General features: G+C 61.5%; 18 protein-coding genes, 1 tRNA gene and 2 pseudogenes. 6 read left to right on the top strand and 15 right to left on the bottom strand.

The window, feature by feature from the left end:
• Window position 1: 1 nt before the first annotated feature.
• The 5 genes from B3605_RS16150 to B3605_RS16130 all read right to left on the bottom strand — a co-directional run bounded on the left by B3605_RS16150 (window position 2) and on the right by B3605_RS16130 (window position 6,086).
• Window positions 2–889: an ABC transporter permease subunit gene (locus tag B3605_RS16150; RefSeq protein WP_112950902.1), complete on the bottom strand. Its 888-nt coding sequence runs from the start codon at window positions 887–889 to the stop codon at window positions 2–4.
• 9 nt (window positions 890–898) lie between these two features.
• Window positions 899–1,903 carry an ABC transporter permease subunit gene (locus B3605_RS16145; protein ID WP_018898501.1) on the bottom strand — a complete coding sequence of 335 codons (1,005 nt, stop codon included), beginning with the start codon at window positions 1,901–1,903 and terminating at the stop codon, window positions 899–901.
• A gap of 89 nt (window positions 1,904–1,992) precedes the next feature.
• The gene (locus B3605_RS16140; protein ID WP_112942727.1) at window positions 1,993–3,588 is read right to left on the bottom strand and encodes an ABC transporter substrate-binding protein; all 1,596 of its coding nucleotides are present in this window, start codon (window positions 3,586–3,588) and stop codon (window positions 1,993–1,995) included.
• Window positions 3,589–3,926: 338 nt separating this feature from the next.
• Window positions 3,927–4,409, bottom strand: a complete 483-nt coding sequence (gene rirA / locus B3605_RS16135) for an iron-responsive transcriptional regulator RirA (RefSeq protein ID WP_112942728.1) — start codon at window positions 4,407–4,409, stop codon at window positions 3,927–3,929.
• A 180-nt stretch (window positions 4,410–4,589) separates the two neighbouring features.
• Complete coding sequence (locus B3605_RS16130; RefSeq protein WP_112950901.1) at window positions 4,590–6,086, bottom strand: CoA-acylating methylmalonate-semialdehyde dehydrogenase; 1,497 nt, start codon at window positions 6,084–6,086, stop codon at window positions 4,590–4,592.
• Window positions 6,087–6,205: 119 nt separating this feature from the next.
• Here B3605_RS16130 and B3605_RS16125 point away from each other — a divergent pair, with 119 nt between their 5' ends.
• On the top strand, window positions 6,206–7,087 hold the full coding sequence (locus tag B3605_RS16125; RefSeq protein ID WP_112942729.1) for a LysR family transcriptional regulator: 882 nt from the start codon (window positions 6,206–6,208) through the stop codon (window positions 7,085–7,087).
• Between the two features lies 1 nt (window position 7,088).
• Here the strand turns inward: B3605_RS16125 and B3605_RS16120 are convergent, their stop codons facing one another.
• The 4 genes from B3605_RS16120 to B3605_RS16105 all read right to left on the bottom strand — a co-directional run bounded on the left by B3605_RS16120 (window position 7,089) and on the right by B3605_RS16105 (window position 8,725).
• Window positions 7,089–7,268, bottom strand: coding sequence for a hypothetical protein (locus B3605_RS16120; RefSeq protein WP_112942730.1), 180 nt, complete (start codon window positions 7,266–7,268; stop codon window positions 7,089–7,091).
• A 44-nt stretch (window positions 7,269–7,312) separates the two neighbouring features.
• Complete coding sequence (locus B3605_RS16115) at window positions 7,313–7,711, bottom strand: DUF4174 domain-containing protein (RefSeq protein ID WP_112942731.1); 399 nt, start codon at window positions 7,709–7,711, stop codon at window positions 7,313–7,315.
• Window positions 7,712–7,795: 84 nt separating this feature from the next.
• Window positions 7,796–8,257, bottom strand: coding sequence for a hypothetical protein (locus B3605_RS16110; protein WP_112942732.1), 462 nt, complete (start codon window positions 8,255–8,257; stop codon window positions 7,796–7,798).
• A gap of 222 nt (window positions 8,258–8,479) precedes the next feature.
• Window positions 8,480–8,725: a helix-turn-helix domain-containing protein gene (locus tag B3605_RS16105; RefSeq protein WP_112942733.1), complete on the bottom strand. Its 246-nt coding sequence runs from the start codon at window positions 8,723–8,725 to the stop codon at window positions 8,480–8,482.
• Window positions 8,726–9,094: 369 nt separating this feature from the next.
• On the opposite strand from B3605_RS16105, the gene B3605_RS16100 reads away from it, so the two are divergent.
• Window positions 9,095–9,976, top strand: a complete 882-nt coding sequence (locus tag B3605_RS16100; RefSeq protein ID WP_296435032.1) for a universal stress protein — start codon at window positions 9,095–9,097, stop codon at window positions 9,974–9,976.
• Between the two features lie 56 nt (window positions 9,977–10,032).
• On the opposite strand, the gene B3605_RS16095 is transcribed toward B3605_RS16100, so the two are convergent.
• Window positions 10,033–10,109: transfer RNA gene (locus B3605_RS16095), tRNA-His, on the bottom strand.
• Window positions 10,110–10,236: 127 nt separating this feature from the next.
• Window positions 10,237–10,680, bottom strand: a complete 444-nt coding sequence (locus B3605_RS16090) for a phasin (protein ID WP_018898489.1) — start codon at window positions 10,678–10,680, stop codon at window positions 10,237–10,239.
• A 213-nt stretch (window positions 10,681–10,893) separates the two neighbouring features.
• Between B3605_RS16090 and B3605_RS16085 the strand changes: the two genes are divergently transcribed.
• Window positions 10,894–14,910, top strand: coding sequence for an ATP-binding protein (locus B3605_RS16085; RefSeq protein ID WP_112973710.1), 4,017 nt, complete (start codon window positions 10,894–10,896; stop codon window positions 14,908–14,910).
• A 218-nt stretch (window positions 14,911–15,128) separates the two neighbouring features.
• Here the strand turns inward: B3605_RS16085 and B3605_RS16080 are convergent.
• A pseudogene (locus tag B3605_RS16080) lies at window positions 15,129–16,457 on the bottom strand (acetoacetate--CoA ligase); the annotation flags it as partial.
• On the opposite strand from B3605_RS16080, the pseudogene lysS reads away from it, so the two are divergent.
• Window positions 16,383–17,546: pseudogene (gene lysS / locus B3605_RS16075) on the top strand (lysine--tRNA ligase); the annotation flags it as partial. The pseudogenes B3605_RS16080 and lysS overlap by 75 nt on opposite strands.
• A gap of 346 nt (window positions 17,547–17,892) precedes the next feature.
• Here the strand turns inward: lysS and B3605_RS16070 are convergent.
• Complete coding sequence (locus B3605_RS16070; protein ID WP_112944182.1) at window positions 17,893–18,603, bottom strand: hypothetical protein; 711 nt, start codon at window positions 18,601–18,603, stop codon at window positions 17,893–17,895.
• A 178-nt stretch (window positions 18,604–18,781) separates the two neighbouring features.
• Between B3605_RS16070 and B3605_RS16065 the strand changes: the two genes are divergently transcribed.
• Together B3605_RS16065 and B3605_RS16060 are read left to right on the top strand one after the other, a co-directional pair.
• Window positions 18,782–19,690, top strand: a complete 909-nt coding sequence (locus B3605_RS16065; RefSeq protein WP_018901998.1) for a LysR family transcriptional regulator — start codon at window positions 18,782–18,784, stop codon at window positions 19,688–19,690.
• A gap of 140 nt (window positions 19,691–19,830) precedes the next feature.
• Window positions 19,831–20,988: an ABC transporter substrate-binding protein gene (locus B3605_RS16060; protein WP_112944183.1), complete on the top strand. Its 1,158-nt coding sequence runs from the start codon at window positions 19,831–19,833 to the stop codon at window positions 20,986–20,988.
• A 240-nt stretch (window positions 20,989–21,228) separates the two neighbouring features.
• On the opposite strand, the gene B3605_RS16055 is transcribed toward B3605_RS16060, so the two are convergent.
• Complete coding sequence (locus B3605_RS16055; protein ID WP_296435025.1) at window positions 21,229–22,536, bottom strand: ABC transporter substrate-binding protein; 1,308 nt, start codon at window positions 22,534–22,536, stop codon at window positions 21,229–21,231.
• 34 nt (window positions 22,537–22,570) lie between these two features.
• A partial coding sequence (locus tag B3605_RS16050; protein WP_296435022.1) for an ABC transporter ATP-binding protein occupies window positions 22,571–23,242 on the bottom strand: 672 nt, incomplete at its 5' end.

The following is a 23,242-nucleotide window of genomic DNA, read 5'->3' as shown; positions in this document are numbered from 1 at the left end:
ATCAGGACCTCTTCAGTTTGGGATCGAGCGCATCGCGCAGACCGTCGCCCATCAGGTTGATGGCGAGAACGGTGATGAGGATGCACAGGCCCGGGAAAGTGACGAGCGACGGCGAGCTCTGGAAGAACTCGCGGGCGTCGGCGAGCATCGTGCCCCACTCGGATGTCGGCGGCTGGGCGCCCATGCCGAGGAAGCCGAGGGCCGCCGCGTCGAGAATCGCCGCCGAGAAGGCGAGCGTTGCCTGAACGATGAGCGGTGCAAGGCAGTTCGGCAGGATGGTCTTGAACATCAGGCGAAGCGTGCCGGCGCCGGCGACGCGGGATGCCACGACATATTCCTTCTCGCGCTCGCTGATGACGGCGGCGCGGGTCAGGCGGACGAAGTGCGGCTGGTTGACGATCGAGATCGCGATCATGGCGTTCAGCAGGCCGGGGCCGAGAACGGCGACCAGCACGAGGGCCAGAAGCAGCGACGGGAAGGCCAGGATGATATCCATGACGCGCATGATGATCGTATCGGTGCGGCCGCGGAAGTAACCGGCGACGAGGCCGAGCAGGACGCCGGCGACTGCCGACAGCGAGGCGACGACGAGGCCGATGAACAGCGAGAAGCGCGTGCCGAAGATCAGGCGCGAAAGCATGTCGCGGCCGACTGCATCGGTGCCGAGCAGATAGGCGCTGTTGCCGCCTTCCGACCATGCCGGCGGCAGGCGCTGGAAGCCCGACGGCACGTTCGGATCATGCGGGGCGACTACGGATGCGAAGATCGCCAGCAGGAGAACGAAGACGAAAACGACGAGGCCGATGACCGCGCCCTTGTTGCGGGAGAAGTAGTACCAGAACTCCGAAAGGCCGGAGGGCTGGGCAGACGTGGTGTTTGTCGTGCTCATGGGCCGCTCCTAGTGTCTGATGCGTGGGTTGATGAGACCGTACATGAGATCGACGATCAGATTGACGAGCATGATGATGGCCGCGATCAGGAGAAGACCGCCCTGGACTACGGTGTAATCACGCTTGAACACCGCATCGACCATCCACTTGCCGATGCCCGGCCACGAGAAGATGGTTTCCGTCAGGATCGCGCCGCCAAGCAGAACGCCGACCTGCAGGCCGATCGAAGTGACAACAGGGATCATGGCGTTGCGCAGCGCATGCACGCCGACGACACGCAACGGGGCCAGACCCTTGGAGCGGGCGGTGCGGACGTAATCCTCGCCGAGAACCTCAAGCATGGCCGAACGGGTCTGGCGGGCGATGACGGCCAGCGGAATGGTGCCGAGAACGATGGTCGGCAGGATCAGCGACTGGAAGGCCGACTTGAAGGCGCCGGCCTGACCGGACAGCAGACTGTCGATCAGCATGAAGCCGGTGACCGGCTTGAAGAAGTACATCAGCGAGATACGGCCGGAAACGGGTGTCCAGTGCAGCGTATTCGAGAAGAGAACGATGAGGAGCAGGCCCCACCAGAAGATCGGCATGGAATAGCCGACAAGGGCCACGCCCATGACCCCCTGGTCGAACCACGTCCCCCTCTTCACCGCGGCGAAGATGCCGGCGGGAATGCCGAGGATGATGGCGAACAGGATGGCACAGAGCGACAGCTCCAGCGTTGCCGGAAACAGCGACATGAATTCCTGCAGGACCGGGCGCTTGGTGACGATCGACGAGCCGAGATCGCCCTGCACGAGATTACCGAGGTAATCGATGTACTGGACGTAGACGGGCCGGTCGAGGCCGAGGTCGTGCATGATTTCAGCATGGCGTTCCGGCGCCATGACACGCTCGCCCGACATCAGCATGACCGGGTCTCCGGGCAGCAGGCGGATGAACGCAAAGGCGATGATGGAAACACCGAGGAAGGTGGGGATCAGGACCGCTAGGCGCCCGATGAAAAAACGAAACATATCATATGTCCATATTAGTCCGGCGGTCAGGTATCAAACCTGACCGCCGGCCAAGCCCGATCTTGTCGGGCATCTTTGCATAGTTTTGGTTATTCGGCGATATCAACGCCGTCGAAGCGGTGAACACCGACCGGATCCTGCACGTAGCCGGAAACCTTGGCGTTCATCGGAACGAATTCCGTCGAATGGTCGAGGGTTGCCCAGGGTGCTTCCTTCTTGAAGACGACCTGTGCTTCTTCGTAGAGCTTCGTGCGCTCAGCAACGTCGGAAGTCTTCTTGGCCTTCTTCACGAGGGCGTCGAATTCCTTGTTGCACCACTGCGCGCGGTTGTTGCCGCCGACAGCTTCGCAGCCGAGCAGCGTGTCGAGGAAGTTGTCCGGATCACCGTTGTCGCCCGTCCAGCCGAGGATGGCGGCGCCGTCGCGCTTAACGTCCTTGGAGAGCTTCAGGTATTCGGCCCATTCGTGCGTGACGATCTCGACCTTGACGCCAACCTTTGCGAGGTCAGCCTGCATCAGTTCGGCGGCGCGACGTGCGTTCAGCATGTACGGACGCGAAACCGGCATTGCCCAGATCTTCATCGAGAGATCCTTGACGCCAGCGGCTTCGAGCATCTTCTTAGCTTCATCGGGGCTGTAGGCATCGTCCTTGACGGCGTCGTTGTAGGACCACATCGTCGGCGGGATCGGGTTCTTGGCAACCTGGCCAGCGCCCTGGAACACGGCATCGACGATCGCCTGCTTGTTGATCGCCATGTTGAGCGCCTTGCGCACTTCAGGCTTGTCGAACGGCGCCTGCTGCGTGTTGTAGGCGAGGTAGGAAACGTTCAGGCCCGGCTGTTCCAGAACCTTGAGGCTGGAATCAGCCTTCAGATCCTTGACGTCGGCAGCGTTCGGGTAAGGCATGATGTGGCATTCGCCGGCCTTGAGCTTCTGAGCGCGAACCGAGGCGTCAGGGGTGATCGCGAAAACGAGATCGTCGATCTTTTCCTTGCCCTTGAAGTAGGTTTCGTTGGACTTGTAGCGGATGACGGCATCCGGCTGGTATGCGACGAAGGTGAACGGACCGGTGCCGAGCGGCATCTGGTTCATCTGCTCCATCTTGCCATCGGCCTGCAGCTTGTCGGCATATTCCTTGGAAACGACCGATGCGAAGTCCATCGCGAGGTCGGCGAGGAACGGTGCTTCCGGATGGTTGAGGGTGAACTTGACGGTCAGGTCATCGACCTTTTCGACCGACTTGATCAGATCCGGGAAGCCCATGCCGGCAGCGTATTCGTAGGAAACGCCTGCAACGTACTTGGCCCAGGGGCTGTCGGCCTTCAGCTGGCGGTCGAACGAGAAGACGACGTCGTCGGCGTTCAGGTCGCGGGTCGGCGTGAAGAACTCGGTGGTCTGGAACTTGACGCCCGGATGCAGCTTGAACGTATAGGTCAGGCCGTCATCGGAAACGGTCCAGCTGTCGGCAAGGCCCGGCTCGACTTCGGTCTTGCCATGCTTGAACTCAACCAGGCGGCTGTAGACGGTACGCGAAGAAGCGTCGAAGGTGGTGCCAGCCGTGTAGATTGCGGGATCGAAGCCTTCCGGCGATCCTTCCGAGCAATATACGAGCGTCTTGGACCAAGCGGTCGACGCCATGGCCGAAGCCAAAACGGTCGCTGCCAGAAGGACAGAGATCTTTTTCATGATTTCGTTTCCCAGGTTTGTTCTTTTATACGTTTGTCTGATCGCAGAGCGCTCCTCCCGATCGAGCGCCGATGGAACGATATTTGATTGTTTAAATCAACGACCGGGCCGGAAAATTTTTCCGACCGGGCAACTTTAGTAATTTTACGCCGAAAATGGGCCGCATTTAGCAATATTCACGCTGGATAACCCTTGTTTTGGTCACATTTAATGTTGCGCATATCAACGACAGTGCAAATACCGACCCATCGGGTAGACGCTTGAGGTCTGAATCCGGAAACGAAACAACCGCAGCCACTATCAGTGACTGCGGTTGCGAAAAATAAAGCAACGCTACCTCAGGCAGCGGGCGCGACAGCCCGCGACTTCGGGTGATGATGATCGCCTTCGAGGCCGAGCAGGAAGTTGATCTGCGGACGGGCCTTGACCAGATCGTCGATCGAGTACTGCGTCAGCACATCGAAGAAGGCGTTCAGCGCCTTGCGCAGCGCCGAATTCAGGCCGCAGCTATCGACCAGCGGGCAATCGACTTCGCCATCATCCTCGAAGCACTCGGCCATGGCGAAGCTGTCTTCGGTGACGCGCACGACGTCGAAGAGACTGATCTTGTCCGCCGGCTTGCCGAGGCGGACGCCACCGTTGCGGCCGCGCACGGTCTCGACGAGACCAGCCTTGTTCAGCGGCTGCAGGATCTTGAACAGGAAGAGCTCGGAAACGCCGTATGCCTTGGCAATTTCGGGAATCCGGCTGAGACTGCCGTCATTGGCAGCGCAGTACATCAACATGCGAACAGCATAGTTGGTCTGCTTGGTCAAACGCATGCCGATCTCCAGATTCGTTCTCGTTAGGCACCGTATATAATGCCTTTGATAGTTTTGAACAATTCCAAAATAGAAAAAGATGAAAAAATCAATCACGTTATAAATGCGAGCGGCGCGTGGACCTGAACGAGAACGGGCCCCTCGCGGGGCCCGGTTCCAAAGCGCAGCTTTTACAAATACTTACTTCATCGTCGGCATGACGAACTCGGCGCCGTCCTTGATGCCGGATGGCCAACGGGCGGTGATCGTCTTGGTCTTCGTCCAGAATTTGATCGAGTCCGTGCCGTGCTGGTTGAGGTCGCCGAAGCTCGATGCCTTCCAGCCGCCGAAAGAGTGGTAGGCGAGCGGCACGGGGATCGGAACGTTGACGCCGATCATGCCGATATTGATGCGGGAGGCGAAGTCGCGGGCCGCATCGCCGTCACGGGTATAGATCGCGACGCCGTTGCCGTATTCATGCTTCATCGGCAGCTCGAGGGCTTCCTCGTAGTTCTTGGCGCGAACGACGGAGAGAACCGGTCCGAAGATTTCGGTCTTGTAGATATCCATATCCGGCGTGACGTGATCGAACAGCGTGCCGCCGACGAAATAGCCATCCTCATAGCCCTGCAGCTTGAAGCCGCGGCCATCGACGACCAGCTTGGCGCCTTCTTCGACACCCTTGTCGATGAGACCGGAGACGCGGGCCTGGGCTTCCTTGGTGACGAGCGGGCCGAGGTCGGCCTTGTCATCCGTATAAGGACCGATGCGCAGCGCCTCGATCTTCGGCGTCAGCTTCTCGACCAGGCGGTTGGCGGTTTCCTCGCCGACAGGAACGGCAACCGAGATCGCCATGCAGCGTTCGCCGGCGGAACCGTAGCCAGCGCCCATCAGCGCGTTGACGGCCTGGTCCATGTCGGCGTCGGGCATGATGATCATGTGGTTCTTGGCGCCGCCGAAGCACTGCGCGCGCTTGCCGTTCATGGCAGCGGTGCCATAGACGTAACGGGCGATCGGGGTCGAGCCGACGAAGGAAACCGCGCCGATATCCGGGTCCGTCAGGATGGCGTCGACGGCTTCCTTGTCACCGTTGACGACGTTGAGGATACCTGCCGGAAGGCCGGCTTCGATCATCAGTTCGGCGAGGCGCATAGGCACGGACGGATCGCGCTCGGAAGGCTTTAGGATGAAGGCGTTGCCGCAGGCGATCGCAGGCGCAAACATCCACATCGGGATCATGGCCGGGAAGTTGAACGGGGTAATGCCGGCGCCGATGCCGACAGCCTGGCGCATCGAGTACATGTCGATCGCGGGGCCGGCGCCCTCGGTGAACTCGCCCTTCTGCAGGTGCGGAATGCCGCAGACGAATTCGCAGACTTCTAGACCGCGGACGATATCGCCCTTGGAGTCTTCGACCGTCTTGCCGTGCTCCTTGGAGAGCATGACGGCGAGCTCGTCCATGTGCTTGTTCAGGAGTTCGACGAACTTGAAGAAGACGCGGGCGCGACGCTGCGGGTTGGTGGCGGCCCACTTCGGCTGCGCGGCCTTGGCGTTTTCGACGGCGGCGCGCATCTCTTCGACGCTGGCAAGTGCCACAGTCGCCTGAACTTCGCCAGTTGCCGGATTATAGACGTTGCTCGCGCGGCCGCTGGAGCCAACGACGTGCCTGCCGCCGATGAAATGACCAATCTCGTGCATGGGTGCCTCCTCTGGGTTTCACAGTCTTTGTTGGATGACCCAGCATCGCACTTCAATTTGCACAGATCAATGAACAGGTTTAAGCAACCGTTGTGCAAAAATTAAAGCCGGAGGCCGATTTGGACTGGGATGATGTGCGTATGTTCCTGGCCGTAGCCCGGACCGGACAGATTCTTTCCGCCTCCAAACGGCTGGGCGTCAACCACGCCACACTGAGCCGGCGGGTGACGACGCTGGAGGAGCGGCTGAAGACGCGGCTGCTCGTGCGCCGCACCAATGGCTGCGACCTGACGGCGGAGGGCGAGATGTTTCTGCACGCCGCCGAGCGCATGGAGACCGAGATGCTGAGGGCGCAGGCGAGCCTCGGCCATCTCGACAGCAGCATCGCGGGAACGGTTCGGATCGGCGCGCCGGATGGATTCGGCGTCGCGTTTCTGGCACCTCGGCTCGGCCGGCTGATCAAGCGGCATCCGGAGCTCAGGATACAGCTCGTGCCGGTGCCCCGCTCCTTCTCTCTGTCGCAGCGCGAGGCCGATATCGCGATCACGCTGGAGCGGCCGGAACAGGGGCGGCTCGTCTCATCGAAGCTGACGGACTACACGCTCGGGCTCTACGCCTCGAAGGGTTATCTCGAGGCGAACGGCACGCCTAAAGATATCGAGGCACTCAAGGAGCATCCCCGGATCGGCTATGTCGAGGATCTGATCTTCACCGCATCGCTGAACTTCTCATCGGCGGTGATGCGTAGCTGGGACGCCGGCTTCGAGATTTCGACCGCGACCGGGCAGACGGAAGCCGTTCGCTCCGGTGCCGGCATCGGCATCCTGCACGATTACATTGCCCGGCAATATCCCGAACTGATCCGCATCCTACCCGATGTTTCGATCGAGCGCGCCTACTGGACGACGTATCATGAAAGCGCACGCGACCTGCTGCGCGTGCGCACCGTCGTCGATTTCCTGCAGGAACTGGTGTCCGCCGACAGGCAGATGTTCCTTTAGATTAGCTCCGCACGGCCTGATCCCAAGCATGCTTGGGTGGCTCGTCGTTTTCATCCGGGTTCGGATTGGGCAGTTCGTCCGGCAAGCTGTCGGGCTCCGGCTCGTGGATCGGAGGCTGCGGCGCCCAATCCGGTCCCGGCATCGGCGGCGTGCCGGGCAAGGGTTCGTTTGGCACGGACATGATCCGCTCCTTTCTTGGATATCTGTTTCTGAAGATGTGCCGGCTTAGCGCCGGGCGGCTTCAGCTGAACGCATCGGCATGGCATCGATGATGGTGAAAAGCTCGGCGGCCGATATTGGCTCGCCGATGGTGAGCTTCACCGTTCCATCCTTGCCGATAAGGAAGGTCATGAATTCTCCCGGCGGCGGGGCGGCCAGATCACGGGCGAGCGCCTTGGCGTCCAGATCCTCAACGGCGCCGAAAAGCGGGCGCACGGTATCGCCGGCGACCTTCAGCACGACGACATCGCGCGCTTGGAGGCCCGGCCTTTCAGCCATCAGCTGGTTTTCCTGCCGGGCTGTTCGGGCATTGCCCTTGTCGGGAAAGATCACAATGACGCGGCTGTTCCAGCGGAACTGCGCAAGGCTTGCGACAACCGACTTGTCGGCTTGGGTTTCCAACATACACACCTTCCTTTTAAAGAAGGAAAACGTGTGCTGATGCCCGGAGTTCCATGATCGGCCGGAAGGATCGGGATAGCCTGGCGCCTACCCGCGCCAGGAGCGGCGCATTTGCCATAGGCTGCCGAAGAGCAGGAAGAAGAGCGGCACGCTGCCATAGGACAGATGAAATCCTGTAAGCGGAACCGAAGCGAGACCGCCCTCGTCCACGGTGACCGGAAGATGAACCCATCCAATCAAATAGACGGCGCGGGAGACTGCAATGGCGGCCATGATCAGACCCGCGAGATCGATAAAGCGCATGTGCTCGCGCACGGCCAGAGCGAAGACCCCGAAGAAGGCGGCGGCATAGGTTGCCAGCATAAGATAGGTGGCGCCGCCGAGCAGACTGAAGTCGTGCAGCAGGATATCGTCGCTCGTATCCGGGAGGCCAGTGTCGAGGACTGGAAGCACGACTGCCAGAACCGCGCACACGAGCAACATGCCGCGCTCCAGGAGTTCGCCGCCATCGACCCATCGATCGCCGATGCGAAATGCACGTCGTTCCATGATGCTGTCCCCATGATACCGTCCGGCTACCGCTCAACACGATGTAGCGCCCGGCGGAACATTCGCCCTCAGGTTGCCAATATATCCTATATGGGGAGAGGTAAAACTACCTCCGGCATCGGCCCGTCCCTGGGGTTCGGGCGATACGGTTAATGAACCGCTAAGCGAGGAGGCAAGCGGCAGGACCGGCGAAGAGCCGCCGGTCCCGCAATAACAACTGGATTATTCGAGGCCCAGCGAAGCAAGTGGCAGCTGCAAGGCAGCGGCGATGCGCTTGATCTTGGCGGAATCCGTGTCTTCGCCGCGTTCGATTTCCTCGATTTCAGCGACGAGCAGACCACACGTCACGGCGAGATCGTCAACGCTATAGCCAATGGTCTCGCGTGCCGTTCTCAGAACTGCGGCTGCGTTGACCGGAGGGATTGGCTGGGCGTTGGATTTATCCAGATTGCTGAGCGAAATGGACATATAAGTCTCCTTCTAAAATCACTCTGAATTAACCCCCGGCGGGAAAATGGCATTCTCGTTCACATTTTGCAACGCAATATGACGCAGGGGGCGCGGGGCATGGCGATGATATTGATTAGCAACACCTTTTATACAAGGGTGACTCACGAAAAATACCTGTCCGGCGCGGCGACAGGCCGTTGATAGGCCACATCGGGCACAGCTTGGGCAGGCGGACGACTCGTCAGAACGCTCGATTTTGTCTGCGCGGAGCATGTTGCAGAGCGGCATTTGCAGGCGTAAAATCATGACATCGGCGCCTGCGGTGAGGTCGCCTCGATGCGACCATTGTTTGATCCCGGCAAGCGCCCTTTTGGAGCGCGTACGGCCATGTTCACGAGGGATAGCAGAGACGCTGACCGGGATATCGAGAGCGACAGTCCGCTGTGCCGATCGCACGGCGGCGCGGAGGTGCTGGCGCTTCTGCCCGATCCGATGACCGCCCGGCTCTGTCTCGACCTTGCAGAAGATGCGGCGCATGCCATACACGGCTCAATGGCCGCCGCCCATATCGGATCGGAACCGATGACGCTGGTCTTCTCGCCCGAGGAGATCGATTTGATACAATTGCGCGATCACGCCGAGGGCTCATCGCGGCAGCGTTTCGAGCAGGTTGGCCGGGCATTCGCCATCTGGCGCCGGCGCCACGCGCAGCGACGCACGGTTTTTCTCGACGATTGCCGCGGCGATGTCGCACGATGCGTCGCCACCGAATGCGCGGCGAGCGAACTCGTGGTCACATCGAGGCACGGCAACGCCGACGCGCGCGACGCCTTCCGCAGCGTCGTGTTCAGCCAGCACAAACTCGTCCTGATGCCGCCCGCCCGCGACTATTACCAGGGCAATCTGTTCGGCCATGTGGTGATCGGCTGGAGACAACAGGGACACGCCGAAGACACCCTTATCGCCGCCAAACGCTGGCTTGCGGCCGCGAAACGGATCACGCTCGTCTGCATCGACGATACCGACGGCAGGGCCAAGACGAGTGCCGAGGCCCTGCTTGCCCGCCTCGCGCTTCAAGGCCAGGTGGTGGCGATATCGTCGAATGGCCTTTCGATCGGCGAGGCGATCGTTGAATTCGCCAAAACAGAGAAAGCAACCTGCCTGCTGATCGGCGCCTTTAAGCACGGCTATCTTCTGGAACTGCTCTTCGGCCGGATCACCCGATACGTGCTTTCGCACGCGACCATGCCTGTCATGATGAAGCATTGAGGCGATGTCTCGAGGGAGACGAAAGCCGGATACTTATCTCATTATAGTGGAGAGAATGGTACGGTTGGGGGGTCTCGAACCTCCGACCTCAGGTGCCACAAACCTGCGCTCTAACCAACTGAGCTACAACCGCACAAACGTCGCTTGGCGCGACGGGGGTGACATACGGGGACTTGAAATTTAATTCAAGCCCTATCTGTCCTTAATATACAAAAAGGCTGGACGAAGGGTCCAGCCTTTTTGTTCGTCTGTCATAAAAATCAGGCAGCCTTGAAAGAAGCCATGACCTTTTCAGCGGCTTCCTTCGACGGCTTGGCAACCTTTTCGGCCACCAGCTTGGAGGTTTCCTGCATGGCCTTGGCCTGTTCGATCGTCAGTTCCGCCTGCTTGCGCAGGAAAGAGGTCTGCAGTTCGAAGAACTCGGCAACGGACTTGACCGAGAGGAGCGCGTCCATGTGGGTCAGCGAGTTCTCGGCATTCGTGCGCAGGGCGCCGATCGCCTGATGGCCGATTTCGGCAGCGCCGGCCTGGGCCGTCTGAACGGTGGATTCGAGCGTCTTGCTGGCTTCTTCGCCGGCTGCCTTCATCTTGGCATAGGCGTCGCGCGACTGCTGCGAGCCCTTTTCGGCGAAATCGCGAAACGAGTCAGCGAACTTCGCGGGGTCAAAAGAGGAGATAGAAAATACGTCTTCCATTTTCGCCATTGGTGTTTGCTCCTTTTGTCTCGGCATCGTGAAAGCCTCGTTTGTTAGGTAAGCATCATATAGCGCATTCCATTGTGCAGTGCAACATGATTGTGCGGCGCAACCGACGTTAACCTTTTCGGCCGAAAGCCATTGGTCGTGCTGGACCGGTTTGCGCCCTGTCGTTATTAATAGACCGTTAATTTGCCAGGCCCGAAGACTAAAGGTCCACTGATGCCCGCAGTCCAATATCCGTTCATCGACATCGCCGTGCATCCGCGTGTGCGGGAGCACTTTGCCCGTGGGGAAGCGCTGGTGCTTTTCTCGGCGGACCTTGCGCGTGCGCTCTGGGCGAACGGCGCGGGCGCCGAGCTTTTCGGGCATGCGGCTGTCTATGATCTCCTGGATCAGGGCGTCAATCGCGGCGATATCACCTATCGCCAGCTGGAGGTGACCGCCCGCCAGCTTGCAAGGACCGGCGATACCAGGAACTTCATGATCCGCATCGCGCAGGGTTTCCAGCGCGTGGCCGTGCAGGCCTCGGTTGAACTGATTGACGTTTCCGGCGAAGCGGCGGTGCTGGTCTCGTTGCCGGTCGCGACGCGGGCGCTGTCGACGGAGCAATCGGCCGCGCAGATGCTGAAGGGGCTCGACGATCCCGATACGCATATGGCCGTCATCGGCGGCGAAGGCGAGATCGTTGCCGCCTCCCCCGGCTTTTCATCCCTCGGCGTGACACAGCCGACGGCAAAGGCCCTGGCGACCATGGCCGGCGCGCATCCGCACGGGCTGATCAAGCGACCGGTCGCGACAGGCAAGGGTTATCTGCCGGCCGCCGTCGGGCGAATCAGCCACGAGCCCGCGCTTTACCTGCTTTTCGCGGTCGAGACCGTGCTCGGACGTCTGGACCCGACGGATACGCCGGACTTATCCACAAGCCCCGTTAACCATACCGTTGTCGCGCCGGCCTCGACATTCGCCGACGCGATCGATGCCGTTGCCGAGATCGAGGATATCGAGGACGCGCCGGACGAGAGCATTGCCGACGATGCCGACATCGCGGAGGCTTCATCGGTTGCCGCCGAGGCCTTCGAGGCGGAGACCGTGCCGGCTGGTGACGAAGCCTACGAGGCAGGCGTGATCGAGCCTGATATGGCGCCCGTCGTGGAGGACGAGACGCACGGGTTCGGCGATGTCGAGACGCTGCCGGATTCCGATCCGGAGCCCGAAGCATTGCTTGCGGCAGATCATGCTGCCGAGGATATCGATGATGCCGAGGCGCCTGTAGCTGCCGAGGAGACGGTAGCGCCCGACGATGTAGAGGCCGACGAGGCATTCCATCCGGGCGAGACGGTTGCCGATGACGACATCGCGGCTTTCGAGCCGGATTATGTGATCGCTGAGCCGGTCGCGGCTGCCGAACTGGCCGATGGCGAGCTTACAAGCGACGATGTCGTGGCCTATGAGGCGCCGGCAGAGACGCCCGAACCCCATGCCGCTGATCTGGATGATGACGCCGAAGTCGCGCCCGCCGTTGCCGAGGTCGCGCCCGAGGCTACCCAGGTAGCGGCCGAAAACGGTCGTTTCGTCTTCAAGCCGAACAGCCGGGCGACGCGTTTTGTGTGGAAGATCGACGCCGAAGGTCATTTCAGCGAGGTTTCCGGCGAGTTCGCGGAAGCGGTTGGTCCGCATGCTGCAGACATTATCGGCATCGCCTTCAGCGATGTGTCGGCGCTGTTCAACCTCGATCCCGAGGGCAAGATTTCCGAGGCGCTGGCGCGCCGCGACACATGGTCGGGCAAGACCATTCACTGGCCGATCGAGGGCACGAGCCTCGCCGTGCCGGTCGATCTGGCGGCGCTGCCGACCTATACGCGCAGCCGCGAATTCGACGGCTTCCGCGGCTTCGGCGTCGTGCGTCTCTCCGATGCGGCGGAAGATCCGCTGGCGCTCGGCCTCACATTCGGCCCTGATGGCATTGCTTATGGCGACGCTGCGCTGGATCAGCAAGACGACGAGACCGTGGCGGATGAGCTCGCGGAAGAGACGCTTGCCGAGGACAGCATCGACGAAGCGCCGGTTTCCGTGGAGACGACGGACGCTGCCGATGCGGCGACGGACGATTTCCTAGCCGAAGAAGAGCACGCCGCTGAGGACGATACGCCCGCTCCGGCGCTAATGCAGAGCGTGGAAACACCGCGCGCCGAACCGCCGGTTTTGCGCATCGTAGAGACACCAAACCGCCGACTGACCGACAAGATCGTGCAGCTGCATGGCGTCGGCCCCGGCCTGACGAATGCCGAGCAGGCGAATTTCCGCGAGATCGCAAAGCGTCTCGAAGCATTTGGCGTGAATACGCCGGATGAGGATGGCGAGGCGAAGCAAGCGACTGACGAGGCGCAGAAGGCGACCGACGAGGCACCTCGAACAGACCTTATCAATGACAACGCATCGCAAGGCGATGAGGTTGTTGCCGACACGACGGATCAGCACGAGGGCAGCGCCGAGGTCTCGGGATCGGATGAAGCTGAGCAGCCGCTATCCAGCAACATAGCAGACAGTGATGCCGTACTCAGTGACGCCGAGGCCCCCTCTTCTTCCGAGCATTCGACGGACGAGCGGCTCCCCGAAACGCCTGTTGCAGCCAACGACGACAGCGACGATGTCACCGAAGGTCTCGAAGAAACGGTCAGCCAGATGGATATTCTGGCGAGCTTCATACCGCCCCGGGTGAAGATGACCGATGGTTTCTCGGCAGGCATGATCGATCAGCTGCCGGTTGCCGTACTCATTCATGCGGGCGATCAGCTCATCCATGCCAACCCTGAATTCATGCGCCTGACGGGCTATCGCTCGCTGCAGGATCTGGCCGATGTCGGCGGTATCGATGCGCTGCTCCAGCGCGACGACATTGCCGACGCCAGCGCGCGCCATGACGGCATGATGCTCGTCACCATGGAAGACGACCTCGTGCCGGTGTCGGCGCGGCTGCAATCGATCCGCTGGGAAGACAGCACGGCATTGATGCTGGCCTTGATGCCTGTCGTCAGCGAGCGGCCGGCGCCTGCTCCAGAGATTGCTCCTGCTATCGACGGACGCGCCGCCGACCGCATGGTCGAGAAGGTCGCCAAGCTGCAGGTGGAAGTCGAGGAGCTGCGCTCGATCCTGGAAACCGCGACCGACGGCGTCGTGGTGATCGGCGCCGACGGCGACATCCGCTCGATGAACCGTTCCGCCAGCGCGCTCTTCAACTATGACGAGGAAGACACGCGCGGCAAACCCTTCGTGATGCTCTTCGCGCATGAGAGCCAGAAGGCCGTGCTCGACTATATCAACGGCATTTCCAGCCATGGAGTCGCCAGCGTCCTCAATGATGGGCGCGAGGTGATCGGCCGCGAGGCATCGGGCGGTTTCGTGCCGCTGTTCATGACGCTCGGGCGGCTGACCTCCTCCAGCGGCTATTGCGCCGTGATCCGCGACATCACCCAGTGGAAGCGCACCGAGGACGAGTTGCGCGGCGCCAAGAGTGCCGCCGAGACGGCCAACGCCCACAAGACCGATTTCCTCGCACGCGTCAGCCACGAGATCCGCACGCCGCTCAATGCCATCATCGGCTTTTCCGACATGATGGCCGGCGAGCGCTTCGGGCCGATCGGTCATCCGCGTTACGTCGAATATGCTAACGACATCGGCCGCTCGGGCCGGCATGTGCTCGATATCGTCAACGACCTGCTCGACATCTCGAAGATCGAAGCCGGCGAGATGGATCTCGATTTCGACTCGATCAATCTCAACGAAGCGATCTCGGAAGCCGTGGCGCTGCTGCAGCCGCAGGCCAACAGCCAGCGGGTGATCATCCGCACGGCGCTTTCGCACGCGGTTCCCGATGTGGTCGCCGATCTGCGCTCGATCAAGCAGATCGCGCTCAACATCCTCTCCAACGCCATCCGCTTCACGCCATCGGGCGGGCAGATCGTCGTATCGACCTCCTATGAAACGAATGGCAGCGTCGTGCTTCGCATTCGTGACACGGGCGTGGGCATGACCCGCAGCGAGCTCGACCAGGCGATGAAGCCCTTCCGGCAGGTCTCGACGCAATCACGCCATCGCGGCGAAGGCACGGGTCTCGGCCTGCCGCTCACCAAGGCGATGGTGGATGCCAACCGAGCGATCTTCGCGATCAGCTCGACACCCAACGAAGGGACGCTCGTCGAGATCGCGTTCCCGTCGCAACGGGTTCTGGCCAGCTAAGAAAAAAGGCAGCCAAGAGGCTGCCTGAGAGTTTGGGTGCTGTTCAACAAGGGCTTAGGCGATTAACATCATGTTGCGGGAGCAAAGCTCCAAGCTGCCTCGTTCATATGCAGCCCCAAGTTACATTTACCTTTGACAAGGCTTTCTTAACGAAAGGTTGCCGGAGCGACGAAGCTCTGCCCGGTCACATATTGTAGTTTCGCTATCATTTTAACGATTTACGCGCGCAGTTCTTCGATATCTGAAAACAAATCAAGAGCTTGCGGATTGGCGAGCGCTTCCTTGTTCTTCACCGGCCGTCCATGCACGATCTCGCGAACGGCGAGTTCGACGATCTTGCCAGACTTGGTGCGCGGAATATCGTCGACCGCGATGATTTTGGCGGGGACGTGACGTGGCGAGGCGCCGCTGCGGACTCGCGCTTTGATTGACTTGACCAACTCATCGGTCAGAGCAACGCCGGGTGCCAGGCGAACGAAGAGAACGACCCGGACATCGTCATCCCAATCCTGACCGATGCAGAGCGCCTCGGCGACCTCGGGCATCTGTTCGACCTGATTGTAGATTTCCGCCGTGCCGATGCGCACGCCACCGGGATTGAGCGTCGCATCCGAGCGGCCGTGAATGATGATACCATCATGCTCCGTCCATTCGGCGAAATCGCCGTGGCACCAGATGTTGTCGAAGCGCTCGAAATAGGCGGCACGATATTTGGCGCCATCGCTGTCGTTCCAGAACATGACCGGCATGGACGGGAAGGCCTTGGTGCAGACAAGCTCGCCCTTTTCGCCGCGCACGGGATGGCCGTTGTCATCCCACACATCCATGGCAAGGCCGAGCCCCGGCCCCTGTATTTCACCGCGCCAGACCGGCTGCATGGGATTGCCCAGCACGAAGCAGGAGACGATGTCGGTGCCGCCGGAGATGGAGGCGAGCTGAATGTCCTCCTTGATGCCCTCATAGACAAAGGTGAAGCCCTCGGGCGATAGCGGCGATCCGGTCGAGGTCATGAGGCGCAGGCTGCTCAGGTCGTGCGAGTTGCGCGGCGTCAGGCCGCTCTTGCGCACGGCGTCGATATATTTCGCCGAGGTGCCGAAAACCGCGAACTTTTCCGCTTGCGCGTAGTCGAAGAGCACATTGCCATCGGGCGCGAAGGGAGAGCCGTCAAAGAGGCAGAGAGTGGCGCCGACGGCAAGCCCCGATACCAGCCAGTTCCACATCATCCAGCCGCAGGTGGTGAAATAAAAGAGCTTTTCGCCGGCCCCGAGGCCGCAATGCAGCCGATGCTCCTTGAGATGCTGCAAAAGCGTGCCGCCGGCCGAATGCACGATGCATTTGGGCACGCCCGTCGTGCCCGAGGAGAACAGGATATAGAGAGGATGCGAGAACGGCAGACGCAGGAATTCGACCGGGCGGACGGGATGGGCGGCGATGAAGGTCTCCAGCGTTCGGGCACCAGATACGGCCCGCGCGACATCATCGGCGTCACCGGCACCGTGCGCCGCACCAAGCGCGGCGAGCTGTCGATCAATGCGCAAGAGATCACCATGCTCACCAAGTCGCTTCTCCCCATGCCGGAGAAGTGGAACGGCATCGCCGATATCGAGATCCGCTATCGCAAGCGCCACCTCGACATCATGAGCAACGACGAATCCAAGCTCCGCTTCCAGCAGCGCTCGAAGATCCTCTCCGGCATCCGCCGCTTCATGGAAGACGACGGCTTCATGGAAGTCGAGACGCCGATGCTGCACTCCGTCTATGGCGGCGCGACGGCCGATCCGTTCAAGACGCACCACAACACGCTGAAGCAGGACATGTACCTGCGCATCGCGCCCGAGCTCTTCCTGAAGCGTACGCTGGTGTCGGGCCTCACCGACAAGGTCTTCGAGATCAACCGCAACTTCCGCAACGAAGGCGTCTCCACAAGGCACAATCCCGAGTTCACCATGATGGAGTGCTACTGGGCCTATGCCGATTACGAGGACATCATGGACCTCGTCGAGCGCCTGTTCGAGAAGCTGGCGCTGCAGGTTCACGGCACGACGGAATTCCCCTTCGGCGACAAAGAGATCTCCTTCAAGGGCCCGTTCAAGCGCGTCCCCATGCCTGACGCTGTCAAGGAAGCGACCGGTATCGATTTCCTCGCCATGAAGACCGACGAGGAAGCCCGCACGGCCGCCAAGGCCGCCGGCTTCGAGGTCGAGAAGGACTGGACCTGGGGCGAATGCCTTGCCTTCATCTTCGAGGAAAAAGTCGAGGGCACGCTGATCCAGCCGAGCCACGTCACCCACTTCCCGAAGGACATCTCGCCCTTCGCCAAGGAAGTGCCGGGCGAGCCGCGCCTAGTCGAACGCTTCGAGACCTATTGCAACGCCTGGGAACTGGGCAACGCCTTCTCCGAATTGAACGATCCGGAAGAACAGCGCCGCCGCATGGTCGAACAGCTGGAGCAGGCGCATGCCCGCGGCGAGAAGGACAAGCAACTGGACGACGAATTCCTCGACGCCATCGACCAGGGCATGCCGCCCGCCGGCGGCCTCGGCATCGGCGTCGATCGCCTGACCATGCTCTTGACCAACGCCCCCTCGATCCGCGACGTCATCCTCTTCCCGGCCCGCAAGGCCAAGGCTGACTAAGATCGGTCACGGACACAAGAAAAGGCGGCGGCCCGAAAGGGTTGGCCGCCTTTTTTGTTTGGCTGCGATAGCGCCTCTCCCCGCCATCGCCAGGTAACTGAGCGCATCTCCCACTGACATCGAGAACGATGCGCCAACACCTCCCCACCCTCATTCCTGTGCTTGTCACAGGAATCCAGCCGACGCGCGTCCGCGCGGCCAAGAGAGTCTATTGTGATCAAGGACTTGATCACGCTGGATCCCTGTGACGAGCACGGGGATGAGGGAGATTGTGGGAACCCGTCCGCTACATCGCGAAGGTCTTATTGCGCAGCAGGTCATCGCAGACCGTACAGCAACCAATCAATCAATGCCCGCCTGAAGGCGCCGCCGCCGGGGCTGCCTCACCTTCGGCCGGGGCCGCGCCGTGTCCTCCGGCAGCAGGCGCTGCGCCTTCGCCCTTGGCAGCCGGCTTGCCCTCGCCGCCCTCGGTCGCGGCAACCGCGATCGGGTCGATACAGTCAGACACATCCTTGAAGGATGCGTTGAGCGTGGTGATCTCGTCCTCGGGCAAGTCGACGCGTTCGCCGAAGAACAGGCCGTTGGCGGCCGCCGTGCCGTCGTAGTAGCGGGCGGTGTAGGTCTTGTTGCCCTCGATGCTTTCGACGATCGGATCGGGATGCGGGATATAGACGACGTCGGCGCCGATCGCCCGGCCGCGAATGTCGGAGCGCAGCGTCGGACCGTTGGCGTCGAGAACCACGACCTGCACCAGATCCGGCTTCTGCGCATCGTAGACGGCCTTGGCTACCCTGAGCGCCGTCTTGACGCGGGTCATGCCGTCGGTCGGTTCGGTCTTGATATACTTGCGGATCCAGACCCGCTTCTGCTTCTTGATGGTGACGAGATTGACGTCGGTGCACGCGGCACCGTTCACGGTCTCCGCGGGAGGACCGAGCAGGGTGTCCTTGCCGATATACAGCGCTGCGCCGCCGGAAACGCCCCCAAGAAGGGCAATTCCGCCGATGATCAGCACCAATTTCCGGGAAGGCCGGAAGATGCGCAGTAAGGCCTTCACGCCAACTGCTCCGCCATCAAGTCACTCCAACGCAATAAACTGGTGTGGACGCTAGAGAAATGACGTTTCGGAATACTTAAATGCGGGCAAGAAGTTTGTGCCACAAAGAGACTTATCCCAAAAAAGGTCCAGCTGGTGCACGCTTGCAATGGCCTCGGGCGCCATGCTCTAACATGCCATGGCCTTCACGCTTCGCCAGATTCAATACTTCATCGCAGTGGCCGAGCAGGGCTCGATCACGCGGGCCGCGCAGAACCTGTCGATCTCGCAATCCTCGGTTACGGAAGCGCTGAAGGAGCTGGAGACCGACCTCGGCGTCGAGCTCTTCGACCGCCATCCGCGCGGGCTGACGATCACCCATAACGGCCACCAGTTCCTGCGCCATGCCACCAAGATCCTGGCCAGCGTCTCCGATGCCCGCGCCAGCTTTTCCGGCACCAGCAACCAGCCCTCGGGCACGCTCAACATCGGCGTCACCTCGCTGGTCGCCGGCTACGTGCTCTCCGACCTGCTCGCCCGCTACCGCCGCGCCTGCCCCGGCGTCGAGGTCTCGGCCATCGAGGACAATGGCGGCTATCTCGAGCATCTGCTTGTCGGCGGCGAGCTCGATGTCGCGGTCATGGTCATCTCCAACCTGCGCGATCGCATGGCATTGCAGGCCGAAATCCTGGAAACCTCACCCTATCGCCTCTGGCTGCCCATGGGCCACCCGCTTGTGTCCGCCGACATCATCTCCATCGCCGATATCGCCCGCGAGCCGCTGATCATGCTGACCGTCGACGAAATCGAGGAGAACACCGGCAAGCTGCTCTCCGCCCTCGGCGCCCGCCCACACGTGGCCTTCCGCACGCGTTCGGTCGAAGCGGTGCGCAGCCTGGTCGCGACCGGCGCCGGCGTGGCGCTGCTCCCCGATCTCGTCTACCGCCCCTGGTCGCTGGAAGGCGACCGCATCGAAAGTCGCGACGTCTCCGGCTCGCTTCCGGTCGTTCAGGTCGGCATGGTCTGGCGCAAGGGCTCCAGCCTGCCGCAGGCAGCAAGGGATTTCGTCGGCATCGCCGAGGCTATGAGAAGCGGGCGGCCGCGCTAAACCTTAGAGCACGCAACCACCTATCGGAAATTCCGATAACGCCATTCTGATAAATGAATTTGCGAAAGCGGTTTTTTCGCGTCACCTTTTCTGCCGGGAACAAAACGCCACGAAGTGGCACCAAAACCGGGAGACATCAGATGAAATATCTTCTGAAATCGTGCACGGCTGCGCTTGCGACCCTGAGCTTCGTGACGCAGGTCGTGGCGGCCGAGCCGCTGAAGGAATTGGGCAAGGGCGAAGGCGCTGTCAGCATCGTGGCCTGGGCCGGCTATATCGAGCGCGGCGAAAGCGACAAGAATTACGACTGGGTCACCGGCTTCGAGAAGGAGACGGGCTGCAAGGTCTCGGTCAAGACCGCCGCCACCTCCGATGAAATGGTGTCGCTGATGAATGAAGGCGGCTTCGACCTCGTCACCGCCTCCGGCGACGCGTCGCTGCGCCTCGTGGCCGGCAAGCGCGTCCAGCCGATCAACACCGATCTCATCCCGAGCTTCAAGAATGTCGACAAGCGCCTGCAGGATGCGCCCTGGTATACGGTGAATGGCGTCCACTACGGCGTTCCCTATCTCTGGGGACCGAACGTGCTGATGTACAACACCGACGCCTTCAAGGGCGAGGCGCCGAAGAGCTGGAAGGTGGTCTTCGAGGAAGAGACGCTTCCCGACGGCAAGTCCAACAAGGGCCGCGTCCAGGCCTATGACGGCCCGATCTACATCGCCGACGCCGCCCTCTATCTCATGGCCCACAAGCCGGAACTCAACATCAAGAACCCCTACGAGCTCAACGAAGACCAGTACAAGGCCGCCCTCGATCTTCTCCGCGGCCAGCGCAAGCTCGTCTCGCGCTACTGGCACGATGCGATGATCCAGATCGACGATTTCAAGAATGAAGGCGTCGTCGCCTCCGGCTCCTGGCCCTTCCAGGTCAACCTGATGCAGGCCGACAAGCAGAAGATCGCCTCCACCTTCCCCGAAGAGGGCGTCACCGGCTGGGCTGACACGACCATGCTGCATGCCGACAGCGAGCACCCGAACTGCGCCTACATGTGGATGGAGCATTCGCTTTCCGCCAAGGTCCAGGGCGACGCCGCCGCCTGGTTCGGCGCGGTCCCCTCCGTTCCGGCTGCCTGCAAGGGCAACGAACTGATGACCGACACCGGTTGCGCCACCAACGGCTATGATCACTTCGACAAGATCAAGTTCTGGCGCACGCCGACCGCCAAGTGCGAACAGGGCGAATGCGTGCCCTATCACCGCTGGGTGTCGGATTATATCGGCGTGATTGGCGGGCGGTAAGCGTTAGCGTTAGCCTCGGCCTCAGCGCCCGGGTTACCCCCCTCTGCCCTGCCGGGCATCTCCCCCACAAGGGGGGAGATCGACCCGGAGCGGGCACCTTGCCAAACGGTGAGTGCGGAGCGGGCGGGTGCGCCCAGCCAATCTCCCTCCTTGTGGGGGAGATGTCCGGCAGGACAGAGGGGGGTAACCCACGGCAGAACCTCCCCTCCCACGATTGGAAGGGGAGATCCCGGATCGCCTTTAAGCCGCGATGAACTCGTTCCAGCGGCGAACCATGTAGCGGTCCTCGTCCATGACGGAGTTCCAGCACGCGACGTGGCCCATGCGCTCTTCGAACGAGCCGCCGTCGCGAACCGCACCGGCCTTCTCCATGACCTTGCCCTCGGGCGAAAGGATATCGCCCTTGGCGGCCTTGCCTTCGATCCAGTAGCCCCACTCGTCCTCGGTCATGAAGCCCTTGGCGGTGTCCATGCAGGCCGAGTAGTAGCCCTGGCGGTTGAGGTAGCCGCCGACCCAGCCGGAGGTGTACCAGTTGATGTACTCATAGGCCGCGTCGAGCTCGGCGCCCTTGAGGTGCGAGGCAAGGCCGAGACCGCCGCCCCACGAGCGGTAGCCTTCCTTGAGCGGCTGATACTTGCAGGCGATGCCCTTGGAGCGGACGGCGGCAACCGCCGGCGACCACATGGACTGGATGACGACTTCGCCCGATGCCATCAGGTTGACCGACTCGTCGAACGACTTCCAGAAGGCGCGGAACTGGCCGTCCTGCTTGGCCTTGATCAGGAACTCGATCGTCTTGTCGATCTCTTCCTTGGTCATGTTGCCCTTGTCGGCGTACTTGATGTTCCCCAGCGCTTCCATGATCATCGCGGCATCCATGATGCCGATCGACGGGATGTTGAGGATCGAGGTCTTGCCCTTGAACTTCGGGTCCATGATATCGGCCCAGCTGCCGATCTCGCGGCCGACGAGGTCGGGGCGGATGCCCAGCGTATCGGCATTGTAGATCGTCGGCATCATGGTGAAGAGTTCGGTCTCGCCCTTGGCAAAGGTCTTGGCGTCCGCGCTCTCGACATAGCCGACCGTGTGCGGCGCGGTGCCCTGCGCAATCACGCTATCCGGCTTCAGCTTGCCATTCTTGAACAGCGGAACGACCTTGTCGTAATATTTCAGCTTCTTCACATCCATCGGCTGGATGACGCCGGTCGGATAGACCTTCTTCAGGATCCAGTATTCGATGTCGGCGATATCGTAGCTATCGGGCTGCGTGACGGCGCGCTGGGCGGCGGCGTCGGAATCGGTCGCCGTCATCTCTAGCGTGATGCCGAGGTCCTTCTTGCACTGCTCGGCAATGGCGTTGATGTTGGAAACGCCGGTGCCGAACTGGCGAAGCGTGATGTTCGACTGCGCCCAGATGGTCGGGAAACCGGTGATGAGCCCGGAGCCTGCGGCCGCACCAAGGGCGGCAGAACCCGTCTTCAGCAGGCCGCGGCGCGACACACCCTTGTCGAGCAGACCCTTCTTGGTGGTTTTCGTTGTATCAGTCATGTCAGTTCCCTCTGGTTTTTGTGGTAATTGAGATTCATGCCGAAACGCGGCCCAGGAGAACGGCGTCCTCCAGGGCCCAACTCAGGGACACCGCATCGCCGACGGATGCGGGGTTGGCGAAATAATCGCCGTCGGACGCAATGACGGTGAAGTCATCGCTGCCCGCGCCGACCACGGTGATCTTCACCGAGGCGCCGCGATATTCGATGTTGGAGATGATGCCGTTGAAGCCGAGCGTCTTGTCGGTGGCGCTGGCGAGACGCACCCGGTCCGTGCGGATGCCGATATCGACGACCTCGCCGACCTCCCTGCCCGCGCCGCGCACCGTGAAGCTCTGCCCCTCAGGAACCTCCAGCGTGATCAGGCCGTCCTTGGCGGATGTCACGCGACCCGTCAGCACGTTGTGATCGCCCATGAAGCGGGCGACGAAAGCCGTGGCCGGCTCCTCGAACACCTTGCGCGGGGTCGCCGCCTGCTCGATCTTGCCGTCGTTCATGATCACGATGATGTCGGCGAGCGCCATCGCCTCTTCCTGGCTGTGCGTCACATGCACGAAGGTGATGCCGAGCGTCTTCTGCAGCTTCTTGAGCTCCGCACGCATGCGGATCTTCAGGAACGGATCGAGCGCCGACAGCGGCTCGTCGAGGAGCAGTGCCTCCGGATCGGTGATCAACGCGCGGGCCAGCGCCACGCGCTGCTGCTGGCC

The sequence above is a fragment of the Rhizobium sp. UBA1881 genome, assembly GCF_002338015.1.
Lineage (GTDB): Bacteria > Pseudomonadota > Alphaproteobacteria > Rhizobiales > Rhizobiaceae > Rhizobium.
Note: the sequence above shows the minus strand (reverse complement) of the source record. Positions and strands in the feature narration are given on the sequence as shown.

Bases quoted from the DNA above. Each gene is read 5' to 3' on its own strand.
- B3605_RS16150 (WP_112950902.1), bottom strand. From the start codon at position 889: ATGAGCACGACAAACACCACGTCTGCCCAGCCCTCCGGCCTTTCGGAG.
- B3605_RS16145 (WP_018898501.1), bottom strand. From the start codon at position 1,903: ATGTTTCGTTTTTTCATCGGGCGCCTAGCGGTCCTGATCCCCACCTTC.
- B3605_RS16140 (WP_112942727.1), bottom strand. From the start codon at position 3,588: ATGAAAAAGATCTCTGTCCTTCTGGCAGCGACCGTTTTGGCTTCGGCC.
- rirA (WP_112942728.1), bottom strand. From the start codon at position 4,409: ATGCGTTTGACCAAGCAGACCAACTATGCTGTTCGCATGTTGATGTAC.
- B3605_RS16130 (WP_112950901.1), bottom strand. From the start codon at position 6,086: ATGCACGAGATTGGTCATTTCATCGGCGGCAGGCACGTCGTTGGCTCC.
- B3605_RS16120 (WP_112942730.1), bottom strand. From the start codon at position 7,268: ATGTCCGTGCCAAACGAACCCTTGCCCGGCACGCCGCCGATGCCGGGA.
- B3605_RS16115 (WP_112942731.1), bottom strand. From the start codon at position 7,711: ATGTTGGAAACCCAAGCCGACAAGTCGGTTGTCGCAAGCCTTGCGCAG.
- B3605_RS16110 (WP_112942732.1), bottom strand. From the start codon at position 8,257: ATGGAACGACGTGCATTTCGCATCGGCGATCGATGGGTCGATGGCGGC.
- B3605_RS16105 (WP_112942733.1), bottom strand. From the start codon at position 8,725: ATGTCCATTTCGCTCAGCAATCTGGATAAATCCAACGCCCAGCCAATC.
- B3605_RS16100 (WP_296435032.1), top strand. From the start codon at position 9,095: ATGTTCACGAGGGATAGCAGAGACGCTGACCGGGATATCGAGAGCGAC.
- B3605_RS16090 (WP_018898489.1), bottom strand. From the start codon at position 10,680: ATGGCGAAAATGGAAGACGTATTTTCTATCTCCTCTTTTGACCCCGCG.
- B3605_RS16085 (WP_112973710.1), top strand. From the start codon at position 10,894: ATGCCCGCAGTCCAATATCCGTTCATCGACATCGCCGTGCATCCGCGT.
- B3605_RS16065 (WP_018901998.1), top strand. From the start codon at position 18,782: ATGGCCTTCACGCTTCGCCAGATTCAATACTTCATCGCAGTGGCCGAG.
- B3605_RS16060 (WP_112944183.1), top strand. From the start codon at position 19,831: ATGAAATATCTTCTGAAATCGTGCACGGCTGCGCTTGCGACCCTGAGC.
- B3605_RS16055 (WP_296435025.1), bottom strand. From the start codon at position 22,536: ATGACTGATACAACGAAAACCACCAAGAAGGGTCTGCTCGACAAGGGT.